The organism is Prosthecodimorpha hirschii, from assembly GCF_001305515.1.
Taxonomy (GTDB): domain Bacteria; phylum Pseudomonadota; class Alphaproteobacteria; order Rhizobiales; family Ancalomicrobiaceae; genus Prosthecodimorpha; species Prosthecodimorpha hirschii.
The window spans coordinates 4,389,783-4,414,430 of the sequence record NZ_LJYW01000001.1; the positions used below are offsets into that span (position 1 = coordinate 4,389,783).

A 24,648-nucleotide genomic window follows, 5' to 3' on the forward strand; every position below is an offset into this window, starting at 1 on the left:
ACGGCTCAGAACACCGTGCCGTCGCTGTCGATGATGATCGGCGGGCTGCCGTCCGGGCGCTTCTCGCGCGCGATGCGGCGGCCGGCCGACCAGGTGCCGCCTTCCAGCACGCAGGCGAGCGGGAAGGTCTGCGCGGTGCGCGACAGGCGCTTGCGCACGCCCTCGGCGATCTGGTCGAGCAGCGCCACGGTCAGCCCGCGCCATTCGACCACGAATTCGGATTCCGGCTTCTGCGGCCGGCGCAAAGCGGTCGGGTCGCGCGGCTTCAGGAGCCCCATGTCGATGAACAGGCCGCCGTTGCGGTATTCGGCGAGGCCCGTCAGCCCGTCGAGATCGGTCACCGTCATGCCCGACCAGACCAGCGGCTCGATCAGCGAATAGGCCAGCCATTGCGACAGCTTGTGCAGCGGCAGCAGGCCGTCGGAGGCGTCGCCGGCGATCACCTTCGGGTGCTTCCAGGTGTCGCCGAGCGCCACGTCGCCCATCATGTAGCGGCCCGGCCAGATCGAGCCGAGCGATTCGAGCAGCACCTCCAGGATCACCGGCGCGCCGATCTTGCCGGTGCCGGTGGCCTGGCGGATCAGCATGTCGACCATGCCGCCGGGGCGGATGCCGTCGGGCGCGGAGAACACGTCCGGCCGCTCCTGCATGGCGTTGCCGAGCCGGTTCAGGAGGCCGAGCCGGCCTTCCAGCCCGATCAGCGGGTTGCCGTTGGAGACCTGGAAGCCGTCGGCCAGTTCCTCGTAGGTCAGGCCGGCGAGCGCGCGGGCGTCGGCGCGCAGCGGATCGTAGGGGTCGCTCGAGAAGGCGCCGCTGGTGAACATCACCAGGCTGGCGATGGCCAGGCCCTCGGAGCGCGAGAAGGTCTCGCCGGTCGCCGATTCCGCATAGGCCCATTTGGTGCCGGCGCCGGCATCGAGCAGCACCGAGACGAAGGCCAGATCGAAGGCGGCGCGGCCGAGCTCGACCGGATCGCGCCAGTCGCGCGTGCCGGCGATCATGCCCCAGCGGTCGAACTCGCCGAGCTCGAAATGCCGCCAGCGCGAATGCGGCGGCACGCCGAGATTGGGGTAGTTGGAGCGGATCACCCTGAGGACGAAGTCCGAGGTCGGGTCGAGCCGGCTCATGTCGACGGTGAAATTGTCCAACCGATCGGATTGACCGTAGGAGAGGAGCTGGGCGGCGCGTTCGCGCACGGCGCGGGCGGAGAGCAGCTTGCGGCCGACGATATTGAGCCGCTCCTTGGGGATCGAAGACGTGATCTTCGTATTGGTCATGAACGGTTCCTGGACGCGATACGCGGGACGGCGGCGGCTGACGGATGAGGGTCGGACAACTGACGGGCGGAGAGACGGCGGCGCGCCGGGACGGGCGCGGATCGAGGCGGCGAGACAGCCATGCGATCAAGGCTGCAGCGTGGCCCAGCGGCGGATCGGGGCGCGCAGCGCTCGTCGCCTGCGCGTCCCGCGGTCGGTCAATAGCGGTCGAGCGGGCGGCCGACGGTGGCGTTCAGCTGCTCGGCGCTCGGCGCGCCGGTCGGGGTGAAGTAGCCGGCCGCCTTCTTGGCCTCCATCTCCACCTTGGCATCGTCGGGGATCAGCCCGTCCGGGATCGGCACGCGCTCGACGATCTCGATGCCGCTGTCGACCAGCGCGTCGTATTTCATGTTCGACATGGAGACGAAGCGGTCGATCCGGGTGATGCCGAGCCAATGCAGCACGTCCGGCATGAGCTGCTGGAAGCGGGCGTCCTGGACGCCGGCGACGCATTCGGTGCGCTCGAAATAGGTCGCCGCCTGGTCGCCGCCCTCCTGGCGCTTGCGCGCGTTGTAGACCAGGAACTTGGTCACCTCGCCGAGCGCGCGGCCTTCCTTGCGGTTGTAGACGATCAGGCCCGCGCCGCCGGCCTGGGCCTCGCGCACGCATTCCTCGATGCCGTGGACCAGATAGGGCCGGCAGGTGCAGATGTCCGAGCCGAACACGTCCGAGCCGTTGCACTCGTCGTGGACGCGGCAGGCCAGCGTCTTGCGCCGGTCGGCGAGCGAGGCGGGATCGCCGAAGATGTAGAGCGTGATGTTGCCGATCGGCGGCAGGAAGACCTGCAGGTCGGGCCGGGTGACCAGTTCCGGATAGATGCCGCCGGTCTGCTCGAACAGCGTCCGGCGCAGCGCATCCTCGCTGGTGCCGAAGCGCTCGGCGATGCCGGGCAGGTACCAGACCGGATCGACCGCCGCCTTGGTGACGGCGATGTCGCCCTGCTGCCGCACGATCTGGCCGTCGATCGGCAGGCGGCTCTCCGGCGTGCCGATGCGCAGTTCCGGCACGGTCAGCCGCGCCTTGGTGATCGCGATGGTCGGGCGGATGTCGTGGCCCTCGGCGATCTCGCGGCCGAAGATCTGCGCCGCCCGGTGGCCGAACGGATCGAGCGAGACGATCCGGCCCGGATCCGACCATTGCGGATGGGGACCGATCTCGGTGGTCGGCGAGGTGTTGGTCAGGTCGGGCCGCTGGATCGGGTTGAGCGCGCCGGAGGCGACGGCGAGCGCGCGGTAGAGCGCATAGGCGCCGCCATGGGTGCCGATCACGTTGCGCTCGTTCGGGCGGCTCAGCGTGCCGATCACCGGCCCGCGCTCGCGCGGATCGGCCGCGCCCCAGTGGATCGGAAAGCGCTGCGGCGCGCCGGCGCCGGGATGGGAGGTGAGGCGGATGTGGGAGGGCTTGTTCGGCGTGTTCATCGTCGCGACCGACCCCGGGATGGGGCTCTCCTGAGGAAACGACCAGATTGCACCATCAAGGTTAAGGATCAAACAACTTTCCATGACGATTGATCACGACGGCCGGAGCCTGGGTCGCGCGGCGAGCACCCGGTGCCGGTGCCAAGAGAGCGGCAGTATCCGGCGCCGATCGATTGCCCGCCGGGCTGCCGTCAACTATGCCAGTTCCTGAAGACGACGCACCGGACCGGGCCGGCGCAGCGCCCGGCGACGCGGCAGGCGCGGTGGATTGCCGACGATTCGCGATTGCGCAGGCCGTGGCGTCGTTTAGGGTCGGCGGCAGGACAATCGGGCGCGAGGAGCGAGGCATGCACCAGGACGGCGTGACCGTCATCGACCATCCGCTGGTCAGCCACAAGCTGACGCTGATGCGCGACAAGGAGACCTCGACCAAGAGCTTCCGCCAGCTGCTGCGCGAGATCGCGCTGCTGCTCTGCTACGAGGCGACCCGCGATCTCGAACTGACCCTGGTCGAGATCGAGACGCCGCTGACCAAGATGATGGCGCCCAAGATCGCCGGCAAGAAGCTCGTCTTCGTGCCGATCCTGCGCGCCGGCATGGGGCTCCTCGAAGGCATGCTGGAGCTGGTGCCGTCGGCCCGCATCGCCCATATCGGCCTCTACCGCGATCCGAAGACGCTGGTCGCGGTCGAATACTATTTCAAGGCGCCGGAGGATATCGGCGACCGGCTGGTCATCGTGCTCGACCCGATGCTGGCGACCGCCAATTCGGCCGTCGCCGCGGTCGAGCGGCTGAAGGAGCGCGGCGCCCGGAACATCCGCTTCGTCTGCCTGCTCGCCGCCCCGGAGGGCATCGCCCATATGCGCGACGCGCATCCGGACGTGCACATCTATTGCGCGGCGATCGACGAGCGGCTGAACGAGAAGGGCTACATCATGCCCGGCCTCGGCGATGCCGGCGACCGCATGTACGGCACCAAGTGACCGGCGGCGGACGGGGCGGCCGGTGATCGTCGGCTTCGGCACCATCAATGTCGACCTGGTCACCGTGGTGGCGCGCTTCCCGGTGCCCGGCGAGACCGTGAAGGGGCGCGACTACCAGCTTTTCGCCGGCGGCAAGGGCGCCAACCAGGTGCTCGCCGCGGCGCGGGCCGGCGCCCGCGCCGTCCTGGTCGGGGCAGTCGGGCGCGACGGCTTCGCCGAACCCGCGCTCGCCAATCTGAAGGCGGCCTGCGTCGACTGTTCGCGCGTCCGGACCTCGACCTCGCCGACCGGCCTCTACATGATCGCGATCGGCCCGGGCGGCGAGAACCTGATGATCGGCGCCAATGCGGCCAATGACACCGCCCGGGCCGCCTGGCTCGACGGCCTGTTCGGCCCCGGCGTGACCTTCGTGACGCAGAATTCGCTCGGCACCGTGGAGGTCGAGGCCGCCATCGCGATGGCCCGGGCGGCCGGCGCCCGCATCGTCTACAATGCCGCCCCGGCCGAGCCGGTCGCCGAGGCGACCTTCGCGGCGGCCGACTGGATCATCGTCAACGAGCACGAGGCGCGCCGCTACGGCGAGCTGACCGACCTGCCGGGCGAGCCGGAGGCCTTCTGCCGCGCCGCCGCCGCCCGATTCGGCCGCAACGTGGTCGCGACCCTGGGTGCGCAGGGGATCGTCGGCGTGGTCGACGGGCGGGCGTTGGCTGCGGCCCCGCCGGCGGTGACCGTGGTCGACACGACCGGCGCCGGCGATGCCTTCTGCGGATCGCTCGCCGCCGCGCTCGACCGCGGCGAGACCAGCGAGACGGCCCTGCGCCAGGCGGTGGCCGCCGGCAGCCTCGCCTGCCGGGAAAGCGGCGCGCAGACCAGCTTCCGCGATCTCGCCGAGATCCGCGCCCTGGCGGCGGGCATCGTGCTGCGGCCGCTCTGAGGCCGCCCGGTTGATGCATTCCGGCCACGGTCCGTCCGGACGGTCGAATTCGGCCGAATGGTTTCAGCACTCGTTAGGAGCCGTTCCGTAGCCTCGGCGCATCGCATCCGGGATCGCCATGCTGCAGGTCGTGCTCCGCTCCATCCTCGTCGGCTGCTTCGCCATCCTCCTGGCGCCTGCGGCGGTCCCGTATCTGGTCGACGCGCTGTCATGGATCGCCGACCGGCCCGACGGCAGCATCCCGACCGCGGTCGGCTACCGGGCCGAGGAAACCGCCGCGCCGGACCGCGCCCCGGCCCCGGCCGGGCGGGGCCGCAGCGTATCGCTGAGGGCGGATATCCGCGGCCATTTCGAGGTCGATGCGCGCATCAACGGCACGCCGGTGCCGGTCATGGTCGATACCGGGGCGACCTCGGTGGCCCTGCGCTACGAGGATGCCGTGCGGCTCGGCCTGCGTCCGCTGCCCTCCGAATTCGACGTGCCGATCGCGACCGCGAACGGCACCACCAAGGCGGCCCGGGTGACGCTCGGCGAGGTGCGAATCGGCGACGTGCGCGTGTCCAAGGTCGAGGCCCTGGTGGTGCCGGCGCGCGCTCTGACCACCAACCTGCTCGGCATGAGCTTCATCAAGCGGCTCGGCAAGGTCGAGATGCGCGGCGACCGGCTGCTGCTGGTCGAATGAGGCGGCGGGCGTCCGACGATTGCGTCCAGACCTGAAGCCGGTGCGGCCCTGGCGCCGATGCGGCGCTGGCGCGAGCTTCCTCTTGACGGATGGCGGGCGGTCCGGTTCCGTGCGCTCCCGCATGTTCGAGCCCGGAACCGGAGCCATGATCCCCAAGATAGTCCGGCGCGCCCGGTTTCGAGCCGGTCCGGCGGCCCGCACCGTCCTCCTCGCCTGGGGCCTTTCGCTGGCCGGTGCGGCGCATGCCCTGGCGCAGAATTCGGTCGTGATCATTCCGGGCATCAAGATCGGCGTGGTCGGCGCGGAGCGGCCGCAGGTCCTGCGCACCCGGCTGGAGCCGTTCCGGCGCCGGCTTTCGGACGATGTCGGCACCTCGGTCCAGATCGTACCGATGAAGGACGGCCAGACGCTGATCGACGCCATCGCCACCAAGCGGGTCGACTATGCGATCCTGTCGGCGAGCGCCTATGCGATGGCCTGGAAGTTGTGCCAGTGCATCGAGCCGGCGGCGGCACCGCGCTCGGCCGACGGCACGCTGTCGTTCCGGGCCGTGATGCTGGTCAAGAGCGGCGCCAAGGCCGAACGGGTCGAGGACCTGAAGGGCGCCAGCATCGCGACCTCGGACGGTCGCTCGGTCGCCGGCCGCCTGCTGCCCTTCGCCGAACTCGCCGCCGCCGGCCTGCCGCCCTCGGCGCATTTCGGCCGGATCGAGACCACGACCGGGCCGGAGGCGGCGGTGCGCCTGATGCTGGCCGGCAAGGTCGACGCCGCGCTCGCCTGGTCGAGCCTCGACGGCGCGATGGAGGCGGGCTATTCGCGCGGCACCCTGCGCGACATGGTCGACCGCAAGGCCTTCGCGATGACCGACGTGCGCATCGTCTGGACCTCCGCGCCGATCCCGCACGGCCCGCACGCCGTCCGGACCGATCTGCCTGCGCAGATGCGCAACCGCATCCGCGAGGTCCTGACCCACCTGCGCCAGGACGATCCCGACGCCTACGACGCCGTCGAGCCGGTCATGGGCGGCGGCTTCGCGACCATCGACCACGCCGCCTATCAGCCCCTGCTGGTGCTCGTGACCCCGCCGGACGGCGAAGCCAGGCCGCCGGCGACACCGAAGCCGCCGGGCTGAGACGGACCTCGGCCCGCCGCCCGCACGACCCCGGGGGCCCCGAGGACCCCGACGGCCCGGGCTTCCCGACCCTTTCGACCCCCTGAAGGAACCGACCGATGGATAGCGAGACCGCCCGCCGTGCCGCCCTCGACGGCAGTGTCGTCCTGATCGACGTGCGCAATCCCGACGAATGGCTGCGGACCGGCATCGGCGAGGGCGCCCACCCGCTGTCGATGCAGGATCCGGCCTTCCTGGACACGCTCTTGGACCTCGTCGACGGCGACCGGGACCGCCCGCTGGCGATCGTCTGCGCGGCCGGCGGCCGCTCCGCGCAGGTCGCCCGCGCACTCTCGGCGCATGGCTTTTCTACCGTCCACAATGTCGACGAGGGCATGATGGGCTCGCCCGCCGGCCCGGGCTGGCTGGGTCGCGGCCTGCCGACGGTGCCCTGGCAGGGCTGATCGCCGCGCCCTGCCGCGGCGCGGCCGCCGTCGCCGGGTCGATCAGGTGAACGGGATGGTCGCGGACAGGCGCGGCCGCAGATAGGCGATGTCGCCGAGCGCGATCGAGGTGGTGTTCCAGACCGCCGAGAAGGCGCTGGTATAGGTGTAGTCGACCTTCGAGACGATCACCCACTGGGCCGTGCTCTGCAGGTTCGATGGCGGCGTGCCGCTGGTCGGCGGGGCAGAGCCGGCGGTCCAGCCGGTCGAAGCACCCGTGCCCTGGCTCTTGACCCACTCGATCTTCCAGGCCGAACCGCTCCAGCTCAGGGCCGCGACCAGGAGCTTGGCGTCGGAGCTGGAATAGGGCGACATGATCGCCTTGGCGGCGTCGAAGATGTTGTTCATGTCGGTCGTGTTCATCGTGCTCGACTGGGTGACCAGATCGCCGAGCACGGTCGCCGTGTGGCCGACCTTGCGATAGATCGTGATCGCCTGGCTGAGCTCGGTGCCGCCGAAGAACAGGGTGATCATCAGCGGCAGCAGGATGGCGAATTCGACCGCCGAGACGCCGCGCCGGTCGCGGCCGAGGGCGGCGAGACCGGATTTTCGGCCGAGACGGCGGATCGCCGCGGCGAGGCGGGCGCGCATGGGCATCACCACGGGAAGGGCTCGTTGCGGAAGGCCGTGACCGTGCCGATCAGCCGCTTGCCGTTGGACAGGTCGGACAGGTCGAGACCCAGGCTGCTGAAGATCAGCGGATATTGGTAGTAGGCCCGGACCATGACCAGTTCGGAGGCCTTGCCGGCGCTGTAGGTGAAGCTCGTGTTGACGAAGTTGCCCTTCTCGTCGACCGGCGCGGTGGTCGTCACCGCGCTGAAGGTCGACACGGTGCGCACGTCGACGGAGACGCCGGCGCAGTCGACCAGGATGTAGAGCCGGTTGCAGACCTGCGTCTTGAAGGCGGCGGAGTCATAGCCGGACTGCTGCGCCTGGCCGGTGCGGATCAGCCGCGAGGCGTCGTAGACGGCCGTCTCGAGCACCTGGTTGGCCAGGAACACCATCGAGGTTTCGATGATCGCGCCGATCAGGGCAAAGAAGGGCAGGGCCACGAAGGCGAACTCGACCGCCGCGGCGCCGTCGCGGTCGCGCGCCAGACGGCGCAGAAGGCGCCAGCGTCCGGCTCGGGCCGATGGGTGCGGGGTCTGCATGCAGTCCTCCGAAAGAGCCGCAATTCGCGTTCGATCCGAAGACTAATTCGGAAGGCTTGAGGAAAAGTTTTTGGACAGGGACAAATTTCGCCGATCGGTTAACGTTCCGGCAATGAATCTGGCCAGGCACCGAAGCGAATCGCGCCCTGTCACGGCGGCGGCCCCTGCCATCCGGTTCAGCCCGTAGGGCGGGCGCGGGTCATTGCTGGCCGGGAGGGCCGCCGGTGAACTGGGCGCCGAGGGAGTTGCGCTGGCTGATCTGGGCCTGCGCGGTGCCGAAGGATTCCGGCGAGTCGCCGACTTCCATCATGGACGCGCAATGGGGCGTGCAGAAATAGCTGGAGCGCTGGTTGCCGCGCTGAACCGTGACCAGGTTCTGCTGGATCTTCTCGACCGTGATGGTCTCGTCGGCGATCGGCTCGCCCTTCTTGTCCAGGATGACCAGATTGGTGACGCCGACCATGCGGCCGGTGATGATCAGGGTCTGCCGGTCGTGCACGACCGCATCGGCGATGCCCGGATTGCCGACGATCACGGTGTCGGCCGGCGTGGAGATGCGCATCACCTTGGCACGATCCATGGTGACCAGGATCGGATCCTTCGCGCCGGCGGGTCCGGCGAGGAACGGGAGTGCGGCCAGGAGAACGGCCAGGGCGGTACGCATGGCGATCGGGATCCGTCTTGGAACGGCCCCCATCATCCGGCGCCTTGGTGAATGAAGGACTAACGGGGTGTGTCGAGCTTTCGGCTCGCGTTCGGTGCCGGTCAGAATGCGGGACGATCTGAGGCTGCAGGCTGCCGTGGGTGCCCCAAGGTGAGGCGGGCGGGTATTCATCGGCAGCGATGTCTAGTCCCGGCCGCTCCGGCCGGTTCCGAGGCCCGGCCCGGTCTTGGGCGCCCCGCCATGCCCGTCTAGTCGCCCGTCACCGCGCCGGCCGGGCGGACTGGATTGCCGTCACGGCTGCAAGCAAAGTTGAGACGAATGAATGCGGCCATATTGTTCGAGTTAATATCCGCGAAAATCTAAAAAATTCGATCGAATTAACAATTCGAATACCCTGTTGGGGGTCGTGGTGGTGAGACATTCTGGAGGGAAAAAATAACCAATCGTCTTTACCGAGGCTTAGAAGCTGGCCGGTATGGTCACGATGACTTCCGGAGAACGGGCCCGACGGCGGCTCTCCCCGAAAAAGTCGAGCAAACCGTGTACTAGGAGCATGTCATGACCAAGTTCGCTCACTTCCTGAAGGACGAGTCGGGCGCCACCGCGATCGAGTACGGCCTGATCGCTTCGCTGATCGCCATCGCGATCATCGCTGGTGCGACCGCCCTCGGCACCACGCTGAACGACTCGTTCAACTACATCAAGAGCAAGATCAAGACCTCGTAATCCGAGGGGCGATCGGGCCCTCGACAAGCGGCGGCAGGGCAACCTGCCGCCGTTTGCGTCTCCGGGGGGCGATCGGGACGGAAGTCATCCGTCCGTCGCGTCGGTCCAAACCAACGTCTCTTTGACTGCCGAAGTCGGCGATATCGGCAACGGTTCAAGTCTTCGCGAAGGCCGTTACCAATGCGCAACCGATTTCGATCAGGCTGCCAGGGTCGCGAGCCTTCGGATCGTCTTCCTGCCGGCGGAGTGGCCATGACACGCAAGCTCTTGCGCTGCCTCGCCGACGACCGGGCGGCGACCGCCGTCGAATACAGTCTGGTCGGCGCCCTGATCGCGGTCGCGATCGTGGTCGCAGTGACGGCCCTGTCGACCAGCCTGTCCGATGCCTACGGCCTGCTGCGCGACCGCATCGGCGCATCGGTCCGGTCGGGTTAACCCGGCCTTCAGCCGCCCGGGGCGATGATCGCCCGCGTGATCGTATGGAGTGGAGCCATGCTCGAGCCGGCTGTTGCCGTGGTCTTCCCGCTGCTCGTCGCCTATGCGGCGGTGACGGACTTCCTGACCATGACCATCGCGAACCGGGTCTCGATCCTGCTCGTCGCCTTCTTCCTGCTGCTCGCGCCCTTCGTCGGCATGACGCCGGCGGCCTTCGGGCTGCATTTCGCTGCGGCCTTCGCGGTCTTCGCGGCCGGCTACATCTGTTTCGTGTGCGGCTGGATGGGCGGCGGCGACGTGAAGTTCGGCGCCGCGGTGGCGCTCTGGCTGGGCATGCCGCACCTGCTCGAATTCATGATCCTGTTCTCGCTCTACGGCGGCGCGCTGACCCTGTTCGTGCTGGTGATCTCGAAGCATCTGGAGCCGCTGCCGGTGCTGCAACTGGGCTTCCTGGCCAAGTTCGCCGAGAAGCGGACTGTTCCGTACGGAATTGCCCTCGCGGCGGCCGCCCTGACGGTCTACCCGAAGTCGATCTGGGTGCAGAGCATCATCTGACGACCCGACGACCGTCGCCACTGAGCCGCAGCGCTGCGGACGAACCTGTGCATGACGGGCGGTTCACGATTGCTTAGGTAAACTTCAAAACGTCTCATTAACCATACTTGAACCATTGCTGATCGAAACTCACGGGCGAAAGGGGCATGGGTCCCGAATTGTCGCCCGAAGAGTCGAAGCCATGAAAGTCGCGCGTCTCCTGGTATTGACCGTCGCCATCGGCGCAGGGCTGGCCGCCGCCATGGTGGCGACCAGCATGATCGGAACCAACGAGGCCCCGCCGTCCACGCCGGTCGCCGACGCCCCCGCGCCGCGGATGGATACGGTCGACGTCCTGGTGCTCGGCCGCGACATCCCGATGGGCGGCAAGGTCGCGGCGGCCGATCTCATCTGGCAGCCCTGGCCGAAGAGCGGCATGAGCGAGGCCTATATCGCCAAGGCCAACCGCCCCAACGCGACGCTCGAACTGGTCGGCACCATCGCCCGCCAGCCGATCGCGGCCGGCGAGCCGGTGCGCGAGGGCCGGCTGATCAAGTCGGATCGCGGCTACATGTCGGTGATCCTGTCGCCGGGCATGCGTGCCCTGGCGGTCGAGGTCAAGGCCGTCTCCACGGCCGGCGGCTTCGTCCTGCCGAACGACCATGTCGACATCATCCTGACCCGCGCCGCGCCGAAGACCGCAGGGTCCTCGGGCGGCGACCCGTTCGTCTCCGAGACCCTGCTGACCAATATCCGCGTGCTCGCCATCGACCAGCAGGTGATCGAGAAGGGCGAGCCGGCGGTGGTGGCGCGCGATACCGCGACGCTCGAACTGACCCCGCGCCAGGTCGAGATCGTCGCGCAGGCCCAGCAGCTCGGCACCATCTCGCTGGTCCTGCGCTCGATCCGGGATGCCGACACGCCGATCGCCGATGACGGCAACCGAAACGAGGCGACGAGCGCCGTCCGGGTGGTGCGCTACGGCGTCACCAGCCGGGTGACGACGCGCTGAGGCCGACGGTCCGGTCCGCTACGATCCGAGAGGAAATCATGGTTCGCACATTCCTTTCAGCGGCTTTCCTGGCAGTGGCCGCGCTGGCCGCCGGCCCGGGCCTGACAGGCGGAACCGTCCTGGCGGCGGAGACCGGCGGCGCCTGGCGCGGACAGAATGCCGCGCCGCGGCCCCTCAAGCTCGCCGTCTCGAAGTCGACCATCATCGACTTCGACGAGGAGATCCGCGACGTGCTGGTCTCCAACCCGCAGATCGCCGATGCGGTGGTGCGCACCAACCGGCGCCTCTATCTGCTCGGCAACAAGTTCGGCACCACCAACGTGGTCGTGTTCGGCGGCAACGGCCGCCAGATCGCCAATTACGAACTCCAGGTCCAGCCCGATACCGCGACGCTGGAAGGCCTGCTGCGCCGGCTGGTGCCGACCGGGGATATCAAGGTCGAGGCGGTCGCCGGCACGGTCGTGCTGAGCGGGTCCGTGCGCAGCCCGTCCGACGCCATGCAGGCGCTCGAAGTCGCCAGCCGCTTCGTCGGTGCGCCGGTCGGCGGCGGCACCACGGGCTCGACGGCCGCGGCGGGCGGCGGCGGTTCGGCCAGTTCGACCGGCGATTCGCTGCAAGTGGTCAATGCGCTGACCATCCGCGGCAAGGACCAGGTGATGCTCAAGGTGACCATCGCCGAAGTGCAGCGCTCGGTCGTCAAGCAGCTCGGCATCGATCTGGCCGCCGTCGCCACCGGCGGCAGCTTCACGACCGCCTTCGCGACCTCCAATCCCTTCGCGGTCAACGGCTCCTCCGGCGCCGGCCTGGTGCCCTATTCGAGCGGCACGCCGACCTTCTCCAACGTCAACGGCAACAACCGCTTCTCGGCGACCGTCCAGGCCCTGGAGCAGAACGGCCTGATGCGGACCCTGGCCGAGCCGACGCTGACCGCCATCTCGGGCGAGGAGGCGACCTTCCTGGTCGGCGGCGAGTTCCCGATCCCGGTCTCGCAGCAGAACGGCTCGATCACGGTCGAGTTCAAGAAATACGGCATCGCGCTCAGCTTCGTGCCGGTCGTCCTGGCCGAAGGCCGCATCAGCGTGAAGGTCAACACCGAAGTCTCCGAGCCGACCTCGGAAGGCTCCTTCTCGATCGGCAGCTCGACCTCTTCGTCGCTCAATATCCAGGCGCTGCGCGTCCGCCGCGCGGATTCCACCCTCGAGGTGCCGTCGGGCGGCACGATCGTGATGGCCGGCCTGATCCGCGACGACGTGCGCCAGTCCCTGGCCGGCGTGCCGGGCGCGATGAGCCTGCCGATCCTCGGCGCGCTGTTCCGCAGCCGCGACTACCAGCGCTCGCAGAGCGAACTGGCGATCTTCGTCCAGCCGATCGTCGTGCAGCCGGTCGCGCCCGGCAAGCTGGTCCGCCCGGATCAGAACTTCCAGGCGTCCTCGGACGCCGCCGCCAGCTTTCTCGGCCGGCTGAACCGCACCTATCGATCCGACGGCCGTTCGACCGCCGGCGCCTATCATGGCCAGTACGGCTTCATCTACGAATAAGGGTGGTCCGATGCGTCCCTCCGATTCCGCTCCGACCCGTTCCGGTGCCGCCGGTGCTCCGGGTCTGGCGACTGCGCTCGCCGCCGCCGCGCTGATGCTCGCCGGCTGCTCCGGCGTTCCCAAGTCGGAACCGACCATCACCGGCTCGGTCCCGCATGACGGCTACCGGACCCGGCATCCGATCGTGCTCAGCGAATCCGCCGAGACCCTGGACATTCCGGTCGGCTCGCAGTCCGGCCGGCTGACCGAGACCACCGCCGAGACCATCGCGGCCTTCGGTGCCCAGTCGCGCGAGCGCGGCGCGAGCGGGGTGACGATCCTGGTGCCGAGCGGCTCTGGCAACGAAACCGCCGCCTCCCAGATGTCGCGCAGCGTCAAGACCGCCCTGCAGCGCGGCGGCGTGCCCGCCCATGCGATCAGCCTGGCGCCCTACAAGGTCGAGCAGGCCGCCGCCGATGCGCCGATCCGCCTCGCCTATCCGCGCGTCGTGGCCGGCGTGCCGCATGCCTGCGGCACCTGGCCCGACCAGGTGGTCGGCCAGTTCGACAATTCCGACTACTACAATTTCGGCTGCGCCTATCAGGCCAACATCGCCGCCATGGTGGTCGACCCGAGCGACCTCGTCACGCCGAAGGGCATGCCGGCCTCCGACGCCACCCGGCGCACCACGGTCATCTCGAAATACCGCCAGGGCGCGCCGACCAAGTCGGAAACCGCCCTGGACAAGAAGTCGATCTCGAATATCGGGAACTGACATGAGCCCTGCGGACAAGAACATGCCCGGCCTCGATCTCAGGTCGATCCCGCGCATCGCCGTGCAGGCCTTCTGCGAGACGAAGGAGGTGGCCGACATCGTCGAGGCCGCCGCCGCCGACCGTCGCATGGTCAAAGCCCATACCAAGGTGCAGACCGGCGGTCTCGCCGCGGCCGTCGATTTCTACGGCACGGCGCCGACGCCGAACCTCGTCATCGTCGAATCGCGCGAGGGACGCGACGTGATCCTCGGCCAGCTCGACCAGCTGGCCGAGAATTGCGACCCCGGCTCGAAGGTGATCGTGATCGGGCATATCAACGACGTGATTCTCTACCGCGAGCTGACGCGGCGCGGCGTCTCGGAATACATGGTCGCGCCGATCACCGTGTTCGATCTCATCCGCGAGATCGGCGAAATCTACTACAAGCCCGACGCCGCCCCGCTCGGCCGCACGGTCGCCTTCGTCGGCGCCAAGGGCGGCTGCGGCGCCTCGACCTTGTCGCACAATGTCGCCTGGGCCTGCGCCAAGACCTACAATCACGAGGTCGTTCTGGCCGATCTCGACCTCGCCTTCGGCACCGCCGGGCTGGATTTCAACCTCGACCCGACCCAGGGCATCGGCGATGCGCTGGCGGCGCCCGAGCGGGTCGACGATGTCTATCTCGACCGGCTGCTCGCCAAATGCGCCGAGAATCTTCACCTGCTGGCGGCGCCCGCGACGCTCGACCGCCCCTACGAATATGACGAGGCCGCCTTCGATCCGATCATCGATGCCACCCGCACGGGCGTGCCGATCGTGGTGCTGGACGTGCCGCATCTGTGGACCGGCTGGGTCCGGCGGGTGCTGCGCTCCGTCGACGAGGCGGTGCTGGTCTGCGCCCCGGATCTCGCGAACCTGCGCAACGCCAAGAACCTCGCCGATACCCTGAAGCAGGCGCGTCCGAACGATGCGCCGCCGCGCCTGGTCATGAACATGGTCGGCGTCCCGAAGCGGCCGGAGATCAAGCCGGAGGAATTCGCCAAGGCGCTCGGCCTGCCGATCACCGCGCAGATTCCGTTCGACGCCGCCCTGTTCGGCACCGCCTCGAACAACGGCCAGATGATCGCCGAGACCGATCCGAAGAGCGCGGTCGGCGAGACCTTCCGCCAGCTCGCGCAGGTCGTCACCGGCAAGCACGAAATCAAGAAGGCGAGGCGCTCTCCCTTCGCGCCGCTGCTGGCGCGGTTGCGGGGCGCCAAGTGAACAGGTCCGCCGCCGCGCGTGACGCAGGTTCAGAGGACTGAGGATGTTCGGTAAGCGCGGAGCATCAGGCACTGGAACGGTCCCGCCGCCCCCACCGAAACCGGTGCCGGCGGCGCCGGCCGGATCTGCGCGACCGCCCGAACCGGCGTCCCCGTCGGGGGCGTCGGATGCGGCCATCCCGCCGAACCGGCCCGAGGCCCGGCCGCGCTCGGAGGAATATTACGACGTCAAGAGCTCGATCTTCTCCGCGCTGATCGACACGATCGACCTCTCCCAGCTGGCCCGGCTCGATATCGAGTCCGCCCGTGAGGAGATCCGCGACGTCGTCAACGAGATCATCCAGCTGAAGAACGTGGTGATGTCGATCGCCGAGCAGGAGGAACTGCTCGAGGACATCGTCAACGACGTGCTCGGCTATGGTCCGCTCGAGCCGTTGCTGGCGCGCGACGACATCGCCGACATCATGGTCAACGGTGCCGAACGGACCTTCATCGAAGTCAGCGGCAAGGTGCAGCTGACCAATATCCGGTTCCGCGACAATCAGCAGTTGATGAACATCTGCCAGCGCATCGTCAGCCAGGTCGGCCGGCGCGTCGACGAATCGAGCCCGATCTGCGACGCGCGCCTGCCCGACGGGTCGCGCGTCAACGTGATCGCGCCGCCGCTGGCCATCGACGGCCCGGCCCTCACCATCCGCAAGTTCAAGAAGGACAAGCTGACCCTCGACCAGCTGGTGAAGTTCGGCTCCATCTCGCCGGAGGGGGCGACCGTCCTGCAGGTGATCGGTCTCAGCCGATGCAACGTCATCGTCTCGGGCGGTACCGGCTCGGGCAAGACGACGCTGCTCAACTGCCTGACGCGCTACATCGAGACCACCGAACGCATCGTCACCTGCGAGGACGCGGCCGAACTGCAGCTCCAGCAGCCGCATGTGGTGCGCCTCGAAACCCGGCCGCCGAACCTGGAGGGCGAGGGGCAGGTGACCATGCGCGATCTCGTCCGCAACTGCCTGCGCATGCGTCCCGAACGGATCATCGTCGGCGAGGTGCGCGGACCGGAGGCCTTCGACCTGTTGCAGGCGATGAACACCGGCCATGACGGCTCGATGGGCACGCTGCACGCCAACAGCCCGCGCGAGGCCCTGTCGCGCATGGAATCGATGATCACGATGGGCGGCTTCTCGCTGCCCTCCAAGACCATCCGCGAGATGATCGTGTCCTCGGTCGACGTCATCGTCCAGGCCGCGCGCCTGCGCGACGGTTCGCGCCGGATCACGCACATCACCGAGGTGATGGGCATGGAAGGCGACGTGATCATCACCCAGGACCTGTTCCTCTACGAGATCCTCGGCGAGGACGAGCACGGCCGGATCATCGGCCGGCATCGCTCGACCGGCATCGGCCGGCCGCGCTTCTGGGAGCGGGCGCGCTACTACAACCAGGAAAAGCGGCTGGCCGACGCGCTCGACAAGGCCGACATCGGCGAGGCGGCAGCGTGACGGGAGCCGGGTGAATGTTCGGGCCGACCTTCACAATCCTGGCCATTACGGTGCTCGCCATGCTGTCCGCGGGCGGCATCGCCTGGGCGCTGCTGTTCTCGCGCGTCCAGTCCGAGAACCTGACCGAGAAGCGCGTCGGCGCGCTGATCGACCGCGAGCGGGTCTCTTCGGAGAAGCGCATCCAGGCCGAGCAGAGCCAGCGCCGGCGCGGCATCCAGGACGCCATCCGCGATTTCGAGGCCAAGCAGCAGGCCAAGCTGAAGCAGAACGCCTCGCCGCCGCTCGCGCTCCGGCTCAGCCAGGCCGGCCTGAAATGGACCAAGAAGTCCTTCTTCATCTTCTCGATGCTGTGCGGGCTCGGCTTCGTCGTGCTGTCCCTGTTCATCAAGGCCAAGCTGTTCATCGCCGCCGGCGCCTTCATCATCGGCGCCTTCGGCTTTCCGCGCTGGTTCCTGGCGTTCCGGCGCAAGCGGCGGATCAAGCAGTTCGTCGACGAACTGCCCAATGCGGTCGACGTGATCGTGCGCGGCATCAAGTCCGGCCTGCCGCTCGGCGACTGTCTGCGCATCATCGCCAACGAATCGCGCGAGCCCGTGCGCAGCGAGTTCCGCCAGATCGTCGAGGCGCAGCATATGGGCGTGCCGCTCGGCGAGGCCTGTCAGAAGCTGTTCGAGCGGATGCCGGTGCAGGAGGCCAACTTCTTCGGCATCGTGATCATGATCCAGCAGAAGGCCGGCGGCAATCTGTCCGAAACGCTCGGCAATCTCTCGCGCGTCCTGCGCGACCGCAAGAAGATGCGCGCCAAGATCGCCGCCGTGTCGATGGAGGCCAAGGCCTCCGCCGGCATCATCGGCTCGCTGCCGGTGATCGTCTCGCTGCTCGTCTATGTCACCAGCCCGAACTACATCTCGGTCCTGTTCACGACGACGTCCGGCAACATGATCGTGGCGAGCGGCCTGCTCTACATGTTCATCGGCATCATGGTCATGAAGAAGATGATCAACTTCGATTTCTGACCGTGCGGCGCGCCCGGCGGCGGGGCGCGGTGCGGTGCGGCGGCGGTATGCGGCGGGCGGCCGCGTTCTAGACGGGTGACGGCATGTTCAAGACCATCATGACGCTGATGACGGATCCGAGCTTCATGCTCGGCGTCCTCGTCGCGATCGGCGTCGCCGCCACGATCATCACCCTGACCATGCCGCTCCTGGAGCGCGACCAGCTGAAGACGCGCATGAAGGCGGTCGGCGTCGAGCGCGAGAAGATCCGGGCGCGCGAGCGGGCGCGACTGGCGGCGGAATCCAAGATCAGCCTGCGCAACGAGCCGAAGGCCTATATGCGCGAGCTGGTCGACCGGTTCAATCTGCGCGAGACGCTCGCTGACGAAGGCACCCAGAACAAGCTGCGCATGGCCGGCTTCCGCGGCCAGGCGCCGATCACCGTCTATCTGTTCGCGCGCTTCGTGCTGCCCTTCGCGCTGTTCATCCTCGGCACGACCTATTTCTTCGTGCTGGCCAAGGGATCGGCGACGCCGGCCGGCATGAAGGTGGCCTATTCGGTCGGGCTCGCCGGGCTCGGCCTCTATCTGCCCAACCTCTATCTCTCCAACATGATCCAGAAGCGGCAGGTGTCGATCCGGCGCTCCTGGCCGGATGCGCTCGACCTGACGCTGATCTGCGTGGAATCCGGCATGTCGATCGAGGCCGCGTTCCGCAAGGTGGCCGAGGAGATCGGCTCCTCGTCGATCCCGCTCGCCGAGGAGATGTCGCTGACCTGCGCCGAGCTCTCCTTCCTGCAGGAGCGGCGCAAGGCCTACGAGAACCTGGCCATGCGCACGGGCCTCGAATCGGTCAAGGGCGTGGTCACGGCGCTGATCCAGGCGGAGCGCTACGGCACGCCGCTCGGCCAGGCGCTGCGCGTGCTGTCGCAGGAAAGCCGCGACGCGCGCATGGCCGAGGCCGAGAAGAAGGCCGCCGCGCTGCCGCCCAAGCTGACCGTGCCGATGATCGTATTCTTCCTGCCGGTGCTGTTCATCGTCATCATGGGCCCGGCCATGATCCAGCTGCTCAAGCTGAACTGAGGCCGGCCCGCCGGTTCGCATCCGTGCGGCCGACGGGGCGTGTCTGCGATCTCCGAGCTGGCCGGACCCTCCGGGCGCGCGCCGATCGCCCGCGTCCGAACGGCGCGCCATCCGCCCGACAAGCGAAAGCCGCGCGGTCCGGGGTCTCGGACGGCGCGGCGGGGTCTCATGAAGCGATGGGGCAGGCCCGGATGGGCCTGAGCGGGGCGGCCGGAGCGGGGCGGCCGGAGCGGAGCGGGGCCTCAGGCGCCGGTCTTGCGCCGGTCCGGCTGGCGGACATCCTTGAAGGTGCTCTGCTGGGCCAGCATGGCGCGCAGATAGTTCACGTTCTCCTGCGCCTGGGCCGGCGAGAGTTCGGCGCGCGCGACCTTCTCCGCCTCGTCGAACTTGCCCTGCAGGCCGAGCGCCAGCGCGAGGTTCTGGCGCACGCGGCTGTCGGCGCGCGGCTGGGCGGCCGCCTTGCGCAGCGTCGCCTCGGCGTTGGCCGCCTCGTTGGCGAGCAGGTAGGACAGGCCGAGATTGTTCAGGACGCTCGGCTCGTCCGGCACGATCTTCAGGGCCGTCTGATAGGCCTTGCGCGCCTCGCCGACATTGCCGAGCTGATCCAGGATGGCGCCTTCCGCGGAGAGCAGGCGCCAGTCCGGCGTGGTCAGCGAGTTGGCGTTGCGGACCACCTTCAGGGCCGTTTCCAGGTCGCCGTTGGAGGCCAGCGCCTTGCCGTAGGCCGACGCGATCTGGCCGTCCTTCGGATAGACCAGGATGGCGCGCCGCAGCACCTCGACCGACTGCTGGGTCTGGCCGTTCAGCCGCAGCGCCTGCGCATAGCCGAGGATCGCATCGCGGTTCTCGGGCGCCTCGACATAGCGCTTCGCCCAGCTGTCGACGCTCGTCTTGAGGGTCTCCTCGGCCTGCGGGCCGATGCTGCCGGTGGTCGCCGGATCGGGCTGCTGCGGCTTGCGGGCGCAGCCGCCGACGATCAGCGCGGCGGTCACGGCGAGGGCGAGAACGGGCAGGGGACGCGGAAGATGAGACATGGACGGTCACCGGCGAGGTCGGACGAGACCACGTCCCTGCAATAGTCCGTTAACCCTAATGATCGGTTAAGGCGCCCCGCCCGCAGCGCCGGGCCGGGTCCCGGCAGGCCCCGGTGGACATGCCGCCGCGGCGCGGTAAAGTCCCGCAACGGCGCCCGAATTTCCGGTTCCGCACGCGACGAGGACTTGAACACCGTGACTGCTCGCATCCTGCCGGCCGACGGGTCCGGTCCCACCCTCGCCATCCGCGCGGTCGCCGCGGCCGACCTCGCCGCGCTCCTCGACAGCCTGCCCCCGGCCGCCGCGACCTTCGCCCGCGCCTCCGGCTTCGAGGCCGCCGCCGGCAGCCATCTGGTCGTTCCGGAAGCCTCCGGCGGCATCGGTTCGGTCCTGTTCGGCCTCGGCAAGGGCTCGGATGCGGCCTCGCCCTTCCTGATCGGCAAGCTCTCGACCCTGCTGCCGGCCGGCGACTACCGCTTCGAAAGCGGCGTCGCCGACGAGACCCTGGCGGCGCTGGCCTGGGCGCTCGGCGCCTACCGCTTCCGCCGCTACAAGCGCGGCGGGGAGGGCGGCGACGGCCCCGTCGCCCGGCTGAAGCTCGGCCCGACCGTCGACCGCGCGCGGCTTGAAAGCCAGATCGCCGCCATCACGGGCGTGCGCGACCTGGTCAACACGCCGGCCAACGATCTCGGCCCGGCCGAACTCGCGGCTGCGGCCGCCGAGATGGCCGGCAGCGCCGGCGCATCCTTCCGGGTGCTCGCCGGCGACGACCTCGCCGCCGGCTTCCCGTTGATCCAGGCGGTCGGCCAGGGCTCGGACCGGGCGCCGCGGCTGATCGATCTCGTCTGGGGCGACCCGGACCACCCGAAGGTGACGCTGGTCGGCAAGGGCGTCTGCTTCGACACCGGCGGCCTCGACATCAAGCCCGACACCAACATGCTCCTGATGAAGAAGGACATGGGCGGCGCCGCCAACGTGCTCGGCCTGGCGCGCATGATCGTCGACGCCCGGCTCCCGGTGCGCCTGCGCGTGCTGATCCCGGCGGTCGAGAATGCCATTTCGGGCCGCGCCTTCCGGCCGAGCGACGTGTTTCCGAGCCGCAAGGGCCTGACCGTCGAGATCGGCAACACCGATGCCGAGGGCCGGCTGGTGCTGGCCGACGCGCTGGCGCTCGCCGACGAGGAGGCGCCCGACCTGATCGTCGACATGGCGACGCTGACCGGCGCGGCCCGCGTCGCGCTCGGCCCCGACGTGCCGCCCTTCTACACCGACGACGACGGCTTCGCCGCCGAACTCGCCGCGGCCTCGGCGGCCGTGCACGATCCGCTGTGGCGCCTGCCGCTCTGGATGCCCTATGCGCCGATGCTGGAGTCCAAGATCGCCGACACCAACAATATCGGCTCGGGCGGCTTCGCCGGCTCGATCATCGCGGCCCTGTTCCTGAAGAAATTCGTCGAGCGGGCGCGCACCTGGGTGCATCTCGACATCTATGCCTGGAACCCGTCGCCGAAGCCCGGCCGCCCCGACGGCGGCGAGGCCCAGGGCATCCGCGCCCTGTTCGCGGCCATCGAGAAGCGCTACGCCGGCGCCTGAGCGCGGTCGCTCGAGGATCATCCGGTCTGAAGGGATCGGATGATCCTCTGCATGTTTTTGTTGGCGCAAGCTGTTTCCGATCGCGGATCGCTCCGATCGGACCTTGCTCTCACCGGCGGCGTTCGGCCGGACGGCGCGACGGCCCCGGCGGTGCGCCGGCTCCGGCCGGGCGGCTGCCGGCGCGGGGGCCGGCCGTCGGACGGTCCGGATCCGGTCCGGCAAGGAGGCGGTTCGTCGGGTCAAGGACGATCCGTGCGCCATGACCCAATGCAGGCGCGGAGGCACGTCTCGCTCGCTCCCTCCCTTGCCCGTTCGCCCGTGGGCCGGATACCATTCCGGCTGCGAAACGAACGCCTGCCAAGACCTCGCGCCCCCGAAATCGAGCCCCCAGACATCGATCTCCCCGCCAGCGATCCCTCCGACATCGAGCGCCCTCCGTCATGCCGGTCGAACTGCGCCCCAGCCAGGCCTTGAAGCTCTGGCACGACGTGACCATCGATCTGGTGCGCGGCGACGGCACCGACCTGACCGCCCGGCAGTTGGCCGTGCTGCTGACCGTCTATCTGGAGCCCCCGCCCCACACCGTGCGCGGCCTCGCCGCCCGGCTCGACGTGACCAAGCCGGTGGTCACCCGCGCCCTCGACGCGCTCGGCCGGCTCGGCCTGATCGAGCGCCGCCGCGACGAGATCGACCTGCGCAACGTCCTGATCCAGCGCACCGTCGCCGGCGCGTTGTGGGTCGAACGCCTCGGCGATCGCGTCATCGCCCGCGCCAAAGGCCTACCGCGGTAGCGGGGATCGGAGGGCGGGAAGGCCGTTCGCCCCCGAGCCTGGGCTACCGCTTCGCGGCCTTGCGCAGGCGATAGAGGTCCAGCCGGTCGGCTTCGACCTGGGCCATGTCCATGCCGGTCTCTTCCATCGCCGCCCGGGCTTCCTCGATCCGTTTGATGGCCTCGTCGAGCAGACCCGGCTTGCCGTCGAGTTCGGCGACCAGTTTCAGCGTCATCGCGACCGCATGGCGCTGCAGCGCCCAGTCGGAGGTCTCCGTCGCCCGGTTGAAGCCCTTGGTCAGGGCGCGCTGATCGGCCAGCACCGCCCGGGCGAGCCGGCGATCGCGATGATGGCGTGCCAGCCAATGCCGGGCGATGGTCAGGTCGAGGCGGTTCTGGCGAGCGGCAGCGTCCAGGCCGGCCGCTTGGTTGGTCCGGAGAGCGCTCTGCAACAGGCCGACGGCCTCCTGCAGCAGGGCCGGCGCGGCTGCGATCTCATGCCGCGCGACCAGCAGGCTGGCCAGTCGCGCCTGGAGATTCGGTATGACGTCGCTTCGGTTCGCCGCCGTCAGCCGCGCCAGGGCCATGCGGATGGTTCCGGCATAGCGATCGTAATGCTCGACATCGTTGAACTGATTGGCGGCCCTCAGGCTGCTGTCGGCGAGAGTGATGATCACTGAACCGGTCCACGAACCGGTCGCCGGCACGCTGCTTTGGTCGGCTTTCGCCAGCAGGTCTTGCAGGAGCCTCACGGAGGCTTCGAGATCGGCTGCCGACCCGTGGGCGCCCCCGAGCTTGCCGAGCACCAAAGCCAGAGCGGCGGTGTGCATTTCCGCCAGATCGTCCTGCTGTTTCCGCTTCAGATCGGCGATGCTCGCGAGCAGAAGGTCCCGCGCCTCCGCCAAGGATCCGACGTCCTGCGTCGCGTCAAACCGGGAATCCAAAAGATCGACGGCGTGGAGGGCGATCGAAGCCCGCGTCGTCACGTCGAAGGTGTCCGGTCGCTCGGCCTCGACCGCGAGAGCCCGTCGGAGAATGGCCAGACTCTCGTCGGCAAGTTTCGGGTCCGCGCCCGAGGGGTGCTTTCGGACCCATTGGCCGGCGATACTGCCCACCACTACGACCGTTTTCTTCCAGAGTTCCGGCAGGAAGTCGGGGCCGACCGCCTGGGTCGAGGCGACGGCGGCCGTGAGCGCCGCCGCCCTTCTGCCTTCGGGGGCGTCGGGAAGCTCGGAACGCTCCGCCTCGGTCCAGGCGAGGCTCAGATGAAAGCGGACCCAATCCTTCGGCCTTTGCGGCGTCAGGACCGCAATGGCGGCCCGGTATTCTTCGGCGGCTTCCGCCAGAAGCCCGGGGTTTGAAGTTATTCTCGCGACAGACGCCAAGCCCTCGGCGGCTCCGTTCGCGAGGGCCAGATAGCGATCGAGGTCGGCCGTCGGGGAGACGACCTTCCGCGCTGCGATCAGGTGACGGGACGCTTCGCGTTGATCGTCGAGGCTGGGCTGGATCGCCAGCAGGAGCTGGGCGATCCGGATATGCAGGTCCGCCCAGCGCTCCGGCTCCGCATGCGGGCTGACGATCAGAAGCTGGCGTTCCAGGCTCTCGACCGTGACGGCGCCGGGTACCAGGGGCGCCGAGACGCGCGGGCCAGCCGGCGGAATCGCCGGCGCAACGCCGCCCTGACCGGACGGTTCCGCGGCCCGGCTCGGCAGCGTTGCCGTGAGACCGGCAAGAAGCGCAGCCAGCAGGGCGGCGACGGGTCGGGACCGGACGGGAGACGACATCGCAACCGCTGGGCTGTTTGCAATGCCCCAATTCCACAACCCGGGGCCGTGTCCGTCAACCCTTTGCGTGCCGCTGGCGGGATTTTGTAACTCTCGGCAGCACGGGGCCACCAAGCGGTTATGGCGACCGGCGCGACCGGCCTCCGCCGTCAGTAGTCCACACCCACCAGATAGAGACCCCAGGGCGGGGCGACGGCGGCGCAGGCGGCGCGGTCGCGGGCGGCGAGGGCTTCGGCGACGCGCTCGGGCGGCCAGGCGCCGAGGCCGACGCGTTCCAGGGTGCCGACCATCGAGCGGACCTGGTTGTGCAGGAAGGAGCGCGCGTCGGCGTGGACCTCGATCAGGTCGCCGACGCGGCGCGCCTCCAGGCGGTCGAGCGTCTTCATGGGCGATTTCGATTGGCAGTTGGCCGACCGGAAGGTGGTGAAGTCGTGATGCCCGAGCAGGTGGCGCGCGCCGGCATTCATGGCCTCGACATCGAGCGGTTCGCGCCGGTGCCAGACGCGGCGCCGGTCCAGCGCCGGGGGCGGGCGCCGGTCGAGGATGCGGTAGATGTAGTGCCGGCCGCGCGCGGAGAAGCGCGAATCGAAATCGTCGGCAACCCTCTCGGCGGCGAGCACGACGACGCTCTCCTCGACCAGATGCGCGTTCAGCCCGTCGCGGACCACGGCCGGGCGCCAGTCCTTGGCGAGGTCGACATGGGCGACCTGGCCGGTGGCGTGGACGCCGGCATCGGTGCGCCCGGCGCCGCGCAGCGTCACGGTCTCGCCGGTCATGGCCAGGATGGCGGCCTCCAGGGCGCCCTGCACGGAGGCGCCGTTGGACTGCCGCTGCCAGCCGACATAGGGCGTGCCGTCATATTCGATCGTGAGCTTGAAACGGGCCATGG

The 24,648-nt window shown here is 69.0% G+C and carries 25 protein-coding genes; 17 read left to right on the top strand and 8 right to left on the bottom strand.

The genetic code is table 11. The features are described from left to right. Positions 1–5: 5 nt before the first annotated feature. Both ABB55_RS19265 and ABB55_RS19270 read right to left on the bottom strand, forming a co-directional pair. Complete coding sequence (locus ABB55_RS19265) at positions 6–1,277, bottom strand: URC4/urg3 family protein (RefSeq protein WP_054360253.1); 1,272 nt, start codon at positions 1,275–1,277, stop codon at positions 6–8. A gap of 197 nt (positions 1,278–1,474) precedes the next feature. Continuing rightward, positions 1,475–2,734, bottom strand: a complete 1,260-nt coding sequence (locus ABB55_RS19270; RefSeq protein WP_054360254.1) for a GTP cyclohydrolase II — start codon at positions 2,732–2,734, stop codon at positions 1,475–1,477. Between the two features lie 347 nt (positions 2,735–3,081). On the opposite strand from ABB55_RS19270, the gene upp reads away from it, so the two are divergent. The 5 genes from upp (at position 3,082) to ABB55_RS19295 (ending at position 6,908) form a co-directional block, all read left to right on the top strand. Beyond that, positions 3,082–3,717: a uracil phosphoribosyltransferase gene (gene upp, locus ABB55_RS19275; RefSeq protein WP_054360255.1), complete on the top strand. Its 636-nt coding sequence runs from the start codon at positions 3,082–3,084 to the stop codon at positions 3,715–3,717. A gap of 22 nt (positions 3,718–3,739) precedes the next feature. Beyond that, positions 3,740–4,651, top strand: coding sequence for a PfkB family carbohydrate kinase (locus ABB55_RS19280; protein WP_054360256.1), 912 nt, complete (start codon positions 3,740–3,742; stop codon positions 4,649–4,651). A gap of 118 nt (positions 4,652–4,769) precedes the next feature. Then, positions 4,770–5,333, top strand: coding sequence for a TIGR02281 family clan AA aspartic protease (locus ABB55_RS19285; protein ID WP_054360257.1), 564 nt, complete (start codon positions 4,770–4,772; stop codon positions 5,331–5,333). A gap of 145 nt (positions 5,334–5,478) precedes the next feature. Further along, positions 5,479–6,465 carry a phosphate/phosphite/phosphonate ABC transporter substrate-binding protein gene (locus ABB55_RS19290; RefSeq protein ID WP_054360258.1) on the top strand — a complete coding sequence of 329 codons (987 nt, stop codon included), beginning with the start codon at positions 5,479–5,481 and terminating at the stop codon, positions 6,463–6,465. Positions 6,466–6,563: 98 nt separating this feature from the next. Then, a complete protein-coding gene (locus ABB55_RS19295; protein ID WP_054360259.1) occupies positions 6,564–6,908 on the top strand; it encodes a rhodanese-like domain-containing protein in 345 nt (114 codons plus the stop codon). Positions 6,909–6,950: 42 nt separating this feature from the next. Here ABB55_RS19295 and ABB55_RS19300 read toward each other — a convergent pair whose 3' ends face one another. The 3 genes from ABB55_RS19300 to ABB55_RS30660 all read right to left on the bottom strand — a co-directional run bounded on the left by ABB55_RS19300 (position 6,951) and on the right by ABB55_RS30660 (position 8,762). Continuing rightward, positions 6,951–7,544: a TadE/TadG family type IV pilus assembly protein gene (locus tag ABB55_RS19300; protein ID WP_244472184.1), complete on the bottom strand. Its 594-nt coding sequence runs from the start codon at positions 7,542–7,544 to the stop codon at positions 6,951–6,953. Then, positions 7,544–8,098 (bottom strand): TadE/TadG family type IV pilus assembly protein, encoded by a 555-nt coding sequence (locus ABB55_RS19305; RefSeq protein WP_054360261.1) that lies wholly within the window; start codon positions 8,096–8,098, stop codon positions 7,544–7,546. Before ABB55_RS19305 ends, ABB55_RS19300 begins: the two co-directional genes overlap by 1 nt. A 199-nt stretch (positions 8,099–8,297) precedes the next feature. Next, positions 8,298–8,762, bottom strand: coding sequence for a pilus assembly protein N-terminal domain-containing protein (locus ABB55_RS30660; RefSeq protein WP_054360262.1), 465 nt, complete (start codon positions 8,760–8,762; stop codon positions 8,298–8,300). A 558-nt stretch (positions 8,763–9,320) separates the two neighbouring features. Between ABB55_RS30660 and ABB55_RS19315 the strand changes: the two genes are divergently transcribed. The 10 genes from ABB55_RS19315 to ABB55_RS19360 all read left to right on the top strand — a co-directional run bounded on the left by ABB55_RS19315 (position 9,321) and on the right by ABB55_RS19360 (position 18,579). After that, positions 9,321–9,488, top strand: a complete 168-nt coding sequence (locus ABB55_RS19315) for a Flp family type IVb pilin (RefSeq protein ID WP_054360263.1) — start codon at positions 9,321–9,323, stop codon at positions 9,486–9,488. Between the two features lie 252 nt (positions 9,489–9,740). Further along, on the top strand, positions 9,741–9,923 hold the full coding sequence (locus tag ABB55_RS19320) for a Flp family type IVb pilin (RefSeq protein ID WP_054360264.1): 183 nt from the start codon (positions 9,741–9,743) through the stop codon (positions 9,921–9,923). A 57-nt stretch (positions 9,924–9,980) separates the two neighbouring features. Beyond that, positions 9,981–10,478 (top strand): A24 family peptidase, encoded by a 498-nt coding sequence (locus tag ABB55_RS19325; RefSeq protein WP_054360265.1) that lies wholly within the window; start codon positions 9,981–9,983, stop codon positions 10,476–10,478. 181 nt (positions 10,479–10,659) lie between these two features. After that, positions 10,660–11,469, top strand: coding sequence for a Flp pilus assembly protein CpaB (gene cpaB / locus ABB55_RS19330; protein ID WP_054360266.1), 810 nt, complete (start codon positions 10,660–10,662; stop codon positions 11,467–11,469). 38 nt (positions 11,470–11,507) lie between these two features. Continuing rightward, entirely contained in the window at positions 11,508–13,007 is a 1,500-nt protein-coding gene (locus ABB55_RS19335) for a type II and III secretion system protein family protein (RefSeq protein ID WP_054360267.1), read from the top strand. Positions 13,008–13,017: 10 nt separating this feature from the next. Continuing rightward, positions 13,018–13,761, top strand: coding sequence for a CpaD family pilus assembly protein (locus ABB55_RS19340; protein WP_054360268.1), 744 nt, complete (start codon positions 13,018–13,020; stop codon positions 13,759–13,761). A 1-nt stretch (position 13,762) separates the two neighbouring features. After that, positions 13,763–15,004 (top strand): CpaE/TadZ family protein, encoded by a 1,242-nt coding sequence (locus ABB55_RS19345; protein ID WP_054360269.1) that lies wholly within the window; start codon positions 13,763–13,765, stop codon positions 15,002–15,004. Between the two features lie 43 nt (positions 15,005–15,047). Continuing rightward, positions 15,048–16,502, top strand: a complete 1,455-nt coding sequence (locus ABB55_RS19350; protein WP_054360270.1) for a TadA family conjugal transfer-associated ATPase — start codon at positions 15,048–15,050, stop codon at positions 16,500–16,502. 14 nt (positions 16,503–16,516) lie between these two features. After that, positions 16,517–17,518 (top strand): type II secretion system F family protein, encoded by a 1,002-nt coding sequence (locus ABB55_RS19355; RefSeq protein WP_054360271.1) that lies wholly within the window; start codon positions 16,517–16,519, stop codon positions 17,516–17,518. Between the two features lie 83 nt (positions 17,519–17,601). Then, positions 17,602–18,579, top strand: coding sequence for a type II secretion system F family protein (locus ABB55_RS19360; RefSeq protein WP_054360272.1), 978 nt, complete (start codon positions 17,602–17,604; stop codon positions 18,577–18,579). A gap of 242 nt (positions 18,580–18,821) precedes the next feature. Here ABB55_RS19360 and ABB55_RS19365 read toward each other — a convergent pair whose 3' ends face one another. Further along, positions 18,822–19,613 (bottom strand): tetratricopeptide repeat protein, encoded by a 792-nt coding sequence (locus ABB55_RS19365; protein ID WP_054360273.1) that lies wholly within the window; start codon positions 19,611–19,613, stop codon positions 18,822–18,824. 195 nt (positions 19,614–19,808) lie between these two features. Between ABB55_RS19365 and ABB55_RS19370 the strand changes: the two genes are divergently transcribed. Next, entirely contained in the window at positions 19,809–21,206 is a 1,398-nt protein-coding gene (locus ABB55_RS19370) for a leucyl aminopeptidase family protein (protein ID WP_420848237.1), read from the top strand. Positions 21,207–21,646: 440 nt separating this feature from the next. Further along, a complete protein-coding gene (locus tag ABB55_RS19375; RefSeq protein ID WP_054360274.1) occupies positions 21,647–21,997 on the top strand; it encodes a MarR family transcriptional regulator in 351 nt (116 codons plus the stop codon). Positions 21,998–22,040: 43 nt separating this feature from the next. Here the strand turns inward: ABB55_RS19375 and ABB55_RS19380 are convergent, their stop codons facing one another. Next, positions 22,041–23,759, bottom strand: coding sequence for a hypothetical protein (locus ABB55_RS19380; protein ID WP_054360275.1), 1,719 nt, complete (start codon positions 23,757–23,759; stop codon positions 22,041–22,043). Positions 23,760–23,908: 149 nt separating this feature from the next. Next, the gene (gene truA / locus ABB55_RS19385; RefSeq protein ID WP_054360276.1) at positions 23,909–24,646 is read right to left on the bottom strand and encodes a tRNA pseudouridine(38-40) synthase TruA; all 738 of its coding nucleotides are present in this window, start codon (positions 24,644–24,646) and stop codon (positions 23,909–23,911) included. Positions 24,647–24,648 lie beyond the last annotated feature (2 nt).

Excerpts from the sequence above, each read along its gene's own strand:
- ABB55_RS19265 (WP_054360253.1), bottom strand. The coding sequence starts at position 1,277 with ATGACCAATACGAAGATCACGTCTTCGATCCCCAAGGAGCGGCTCAAT.
- ABB55_RS19270 (WP_054360254.1), bottom strand. The coding sequence starts at position 2,734 with ATGAACACGCCGAACAAGCCCTCCCACATCCGCCTCACCTCCCATCCC.
- upp (WP_054360255.1), top strand. The coding sequence starts at position 3,082 with ATGCACCAGGACGGCGTGACCGTCATCGACCATCCGCTGGTCAGCCAC.
- ABB55_RS19285 (WP_054360257.1), top strand. The coding sequence starts at position 4,770 with ATGCTGCAGGTCGTGCTCCGCTCCATCCTCGTCGGCTGCTTCGCCATC.
- ABB55_RS19290 (WP_054360258.1), top strand. The coding sequence starts at position 5,479 with ATGATCCCCAAGATAGTCCGGCGCGCCCGGTTTCGAGCCGGTCCGGCG.
- ABB55_RS19295 (WP_054360259.1), top strand. The coding sequence starts at position 6,564 with ATGGATAGCGAGACCGCCCGCCGTGCCGCCCTCGACGGCAGTGTCGTC.
- ABB55_RS19300 (WP_244472184.1), bottom strand. The coding sequence starts at position 7,544 with ATGCCCATGCGCGCCCGCCTCGCCGCGGCGATCCGCCGTCTCGGCCGA.
- ABB55_RS19305 (WP_054360261.1), bottom strand. The coding sequence starts at position 8,098 with ATGCAGACCCCGCACCCATCGGCCCGAGCCGGACGCTGGCGCCTTCTG.
- ABB55_RS30660 (WP_054360262.1), bottom strand. The coding sequence starts at position 8,762 with ATGCGTACCGCCCTGGCCGTTCTCCTGGCCGCACTCCCGTTCCTCGCC.
- ABB55_RS19315 (WP_054360263.1), top strand. The coding sequence starts at position 9,321 with ATGACCAAGTTCGCTCACTTCCTGAAGGACGAGTCGGGCGCCACCGCG.
- ABB55_RS19320 (WP_054360264.1), top strand. The coding sequence starts at position 9,741 with ATGACACGCAAGCTCTTGCGCTGCCTCGCCGACGACCGGGCGGCGACC.
- ABB55_RS19325 (WP_054360265.1), top strand. The coding sequence starts at position 9,981 with ATGCTCGAGCCGGCTGTTGCCGTGGTCTTCCCGCTGCTCGTCGCCTAT.
- cpaB (WP_054360266.1), top strand. The coding sequence starts at position 10,660 with ATGAAAGTCGCGCGTCTCCTGGTATTGACCGTCGCCATCGGCGCAGGG.
- ABB55_RS19335 (WP_054360267.1), top strand. The coding sequence starts at position 11,508 with ATGGTTCGCACATTCCTTTCAGCGGCTTTCCTGGCAGTGGCCGCGCTG.
- ABB55_RS19340 (WP_054360268.1), top strand. The coding sequence starts at position 13,018 with ATGCGTCCCTCCGATTCCGCTCCGACCCGTTCCGGTGCCGCCGGTGCT.
- ABB55_RS19345 (WP_054360269.1), top strand. The coding sequence starts at position 13,763 with ATGAGCCCTGCGGACAAGAACATGCCCGGCCTCGATCTCAGGTCGATC.
- ABB55_RS19350 (WP_054360270.1), top strand. The coding sequence starts at position 15,048 with ATGTTCGGTAAGCGCGGAGCATCAGGCACTGGAACGGTCCCGCCGCCC.
- ABB55_RS19355 (WP_054360271.1), top strand. The coding sequence starts at position 16,517 with ATGTTCGGGCCGACCTTCACAATCCTGGCCATTACGGTGCTCGCCATG.
- ABB55_RS19360 (WP_054360272.1), top strand. The coding sequence starts at position 17,602 with ATGTTCAAGACCATCATGACGCTGATGACGGATCCGAGCTTCATGCTC.
- ABB55_RS19365 (WP_054360273.1), bottom strand. The coding sequence starts at position 19,613 with ATGTCTCATCTTCCGCGTCCCCTGCCCGTTCTCGCCCTCGCCGTGACC.
- ABB55_RS19375 (WP_054360274.1), top strand. The coding sequence starts at position 21,647 with ATGCCGGTCGAACTGCGCCCCAGCCAGGCCTTGAAGCTCTGGCACGAC.
- ABB55_RS19380 (WP_054360275.1), bottom strand. The coding sequence starts at position 23,759 with ATGTCGTCTCCCGTCCGGTCCCGACCCGTCGCCGCCCTGCTGGCTGCG.
- truA (WP_054360276.1), bottom strand. The coding sequence starts at position 24,646 with ATGGCCCGTTTCAAGCTCACGATCGAATATGACGGCACGCCCTATGTC.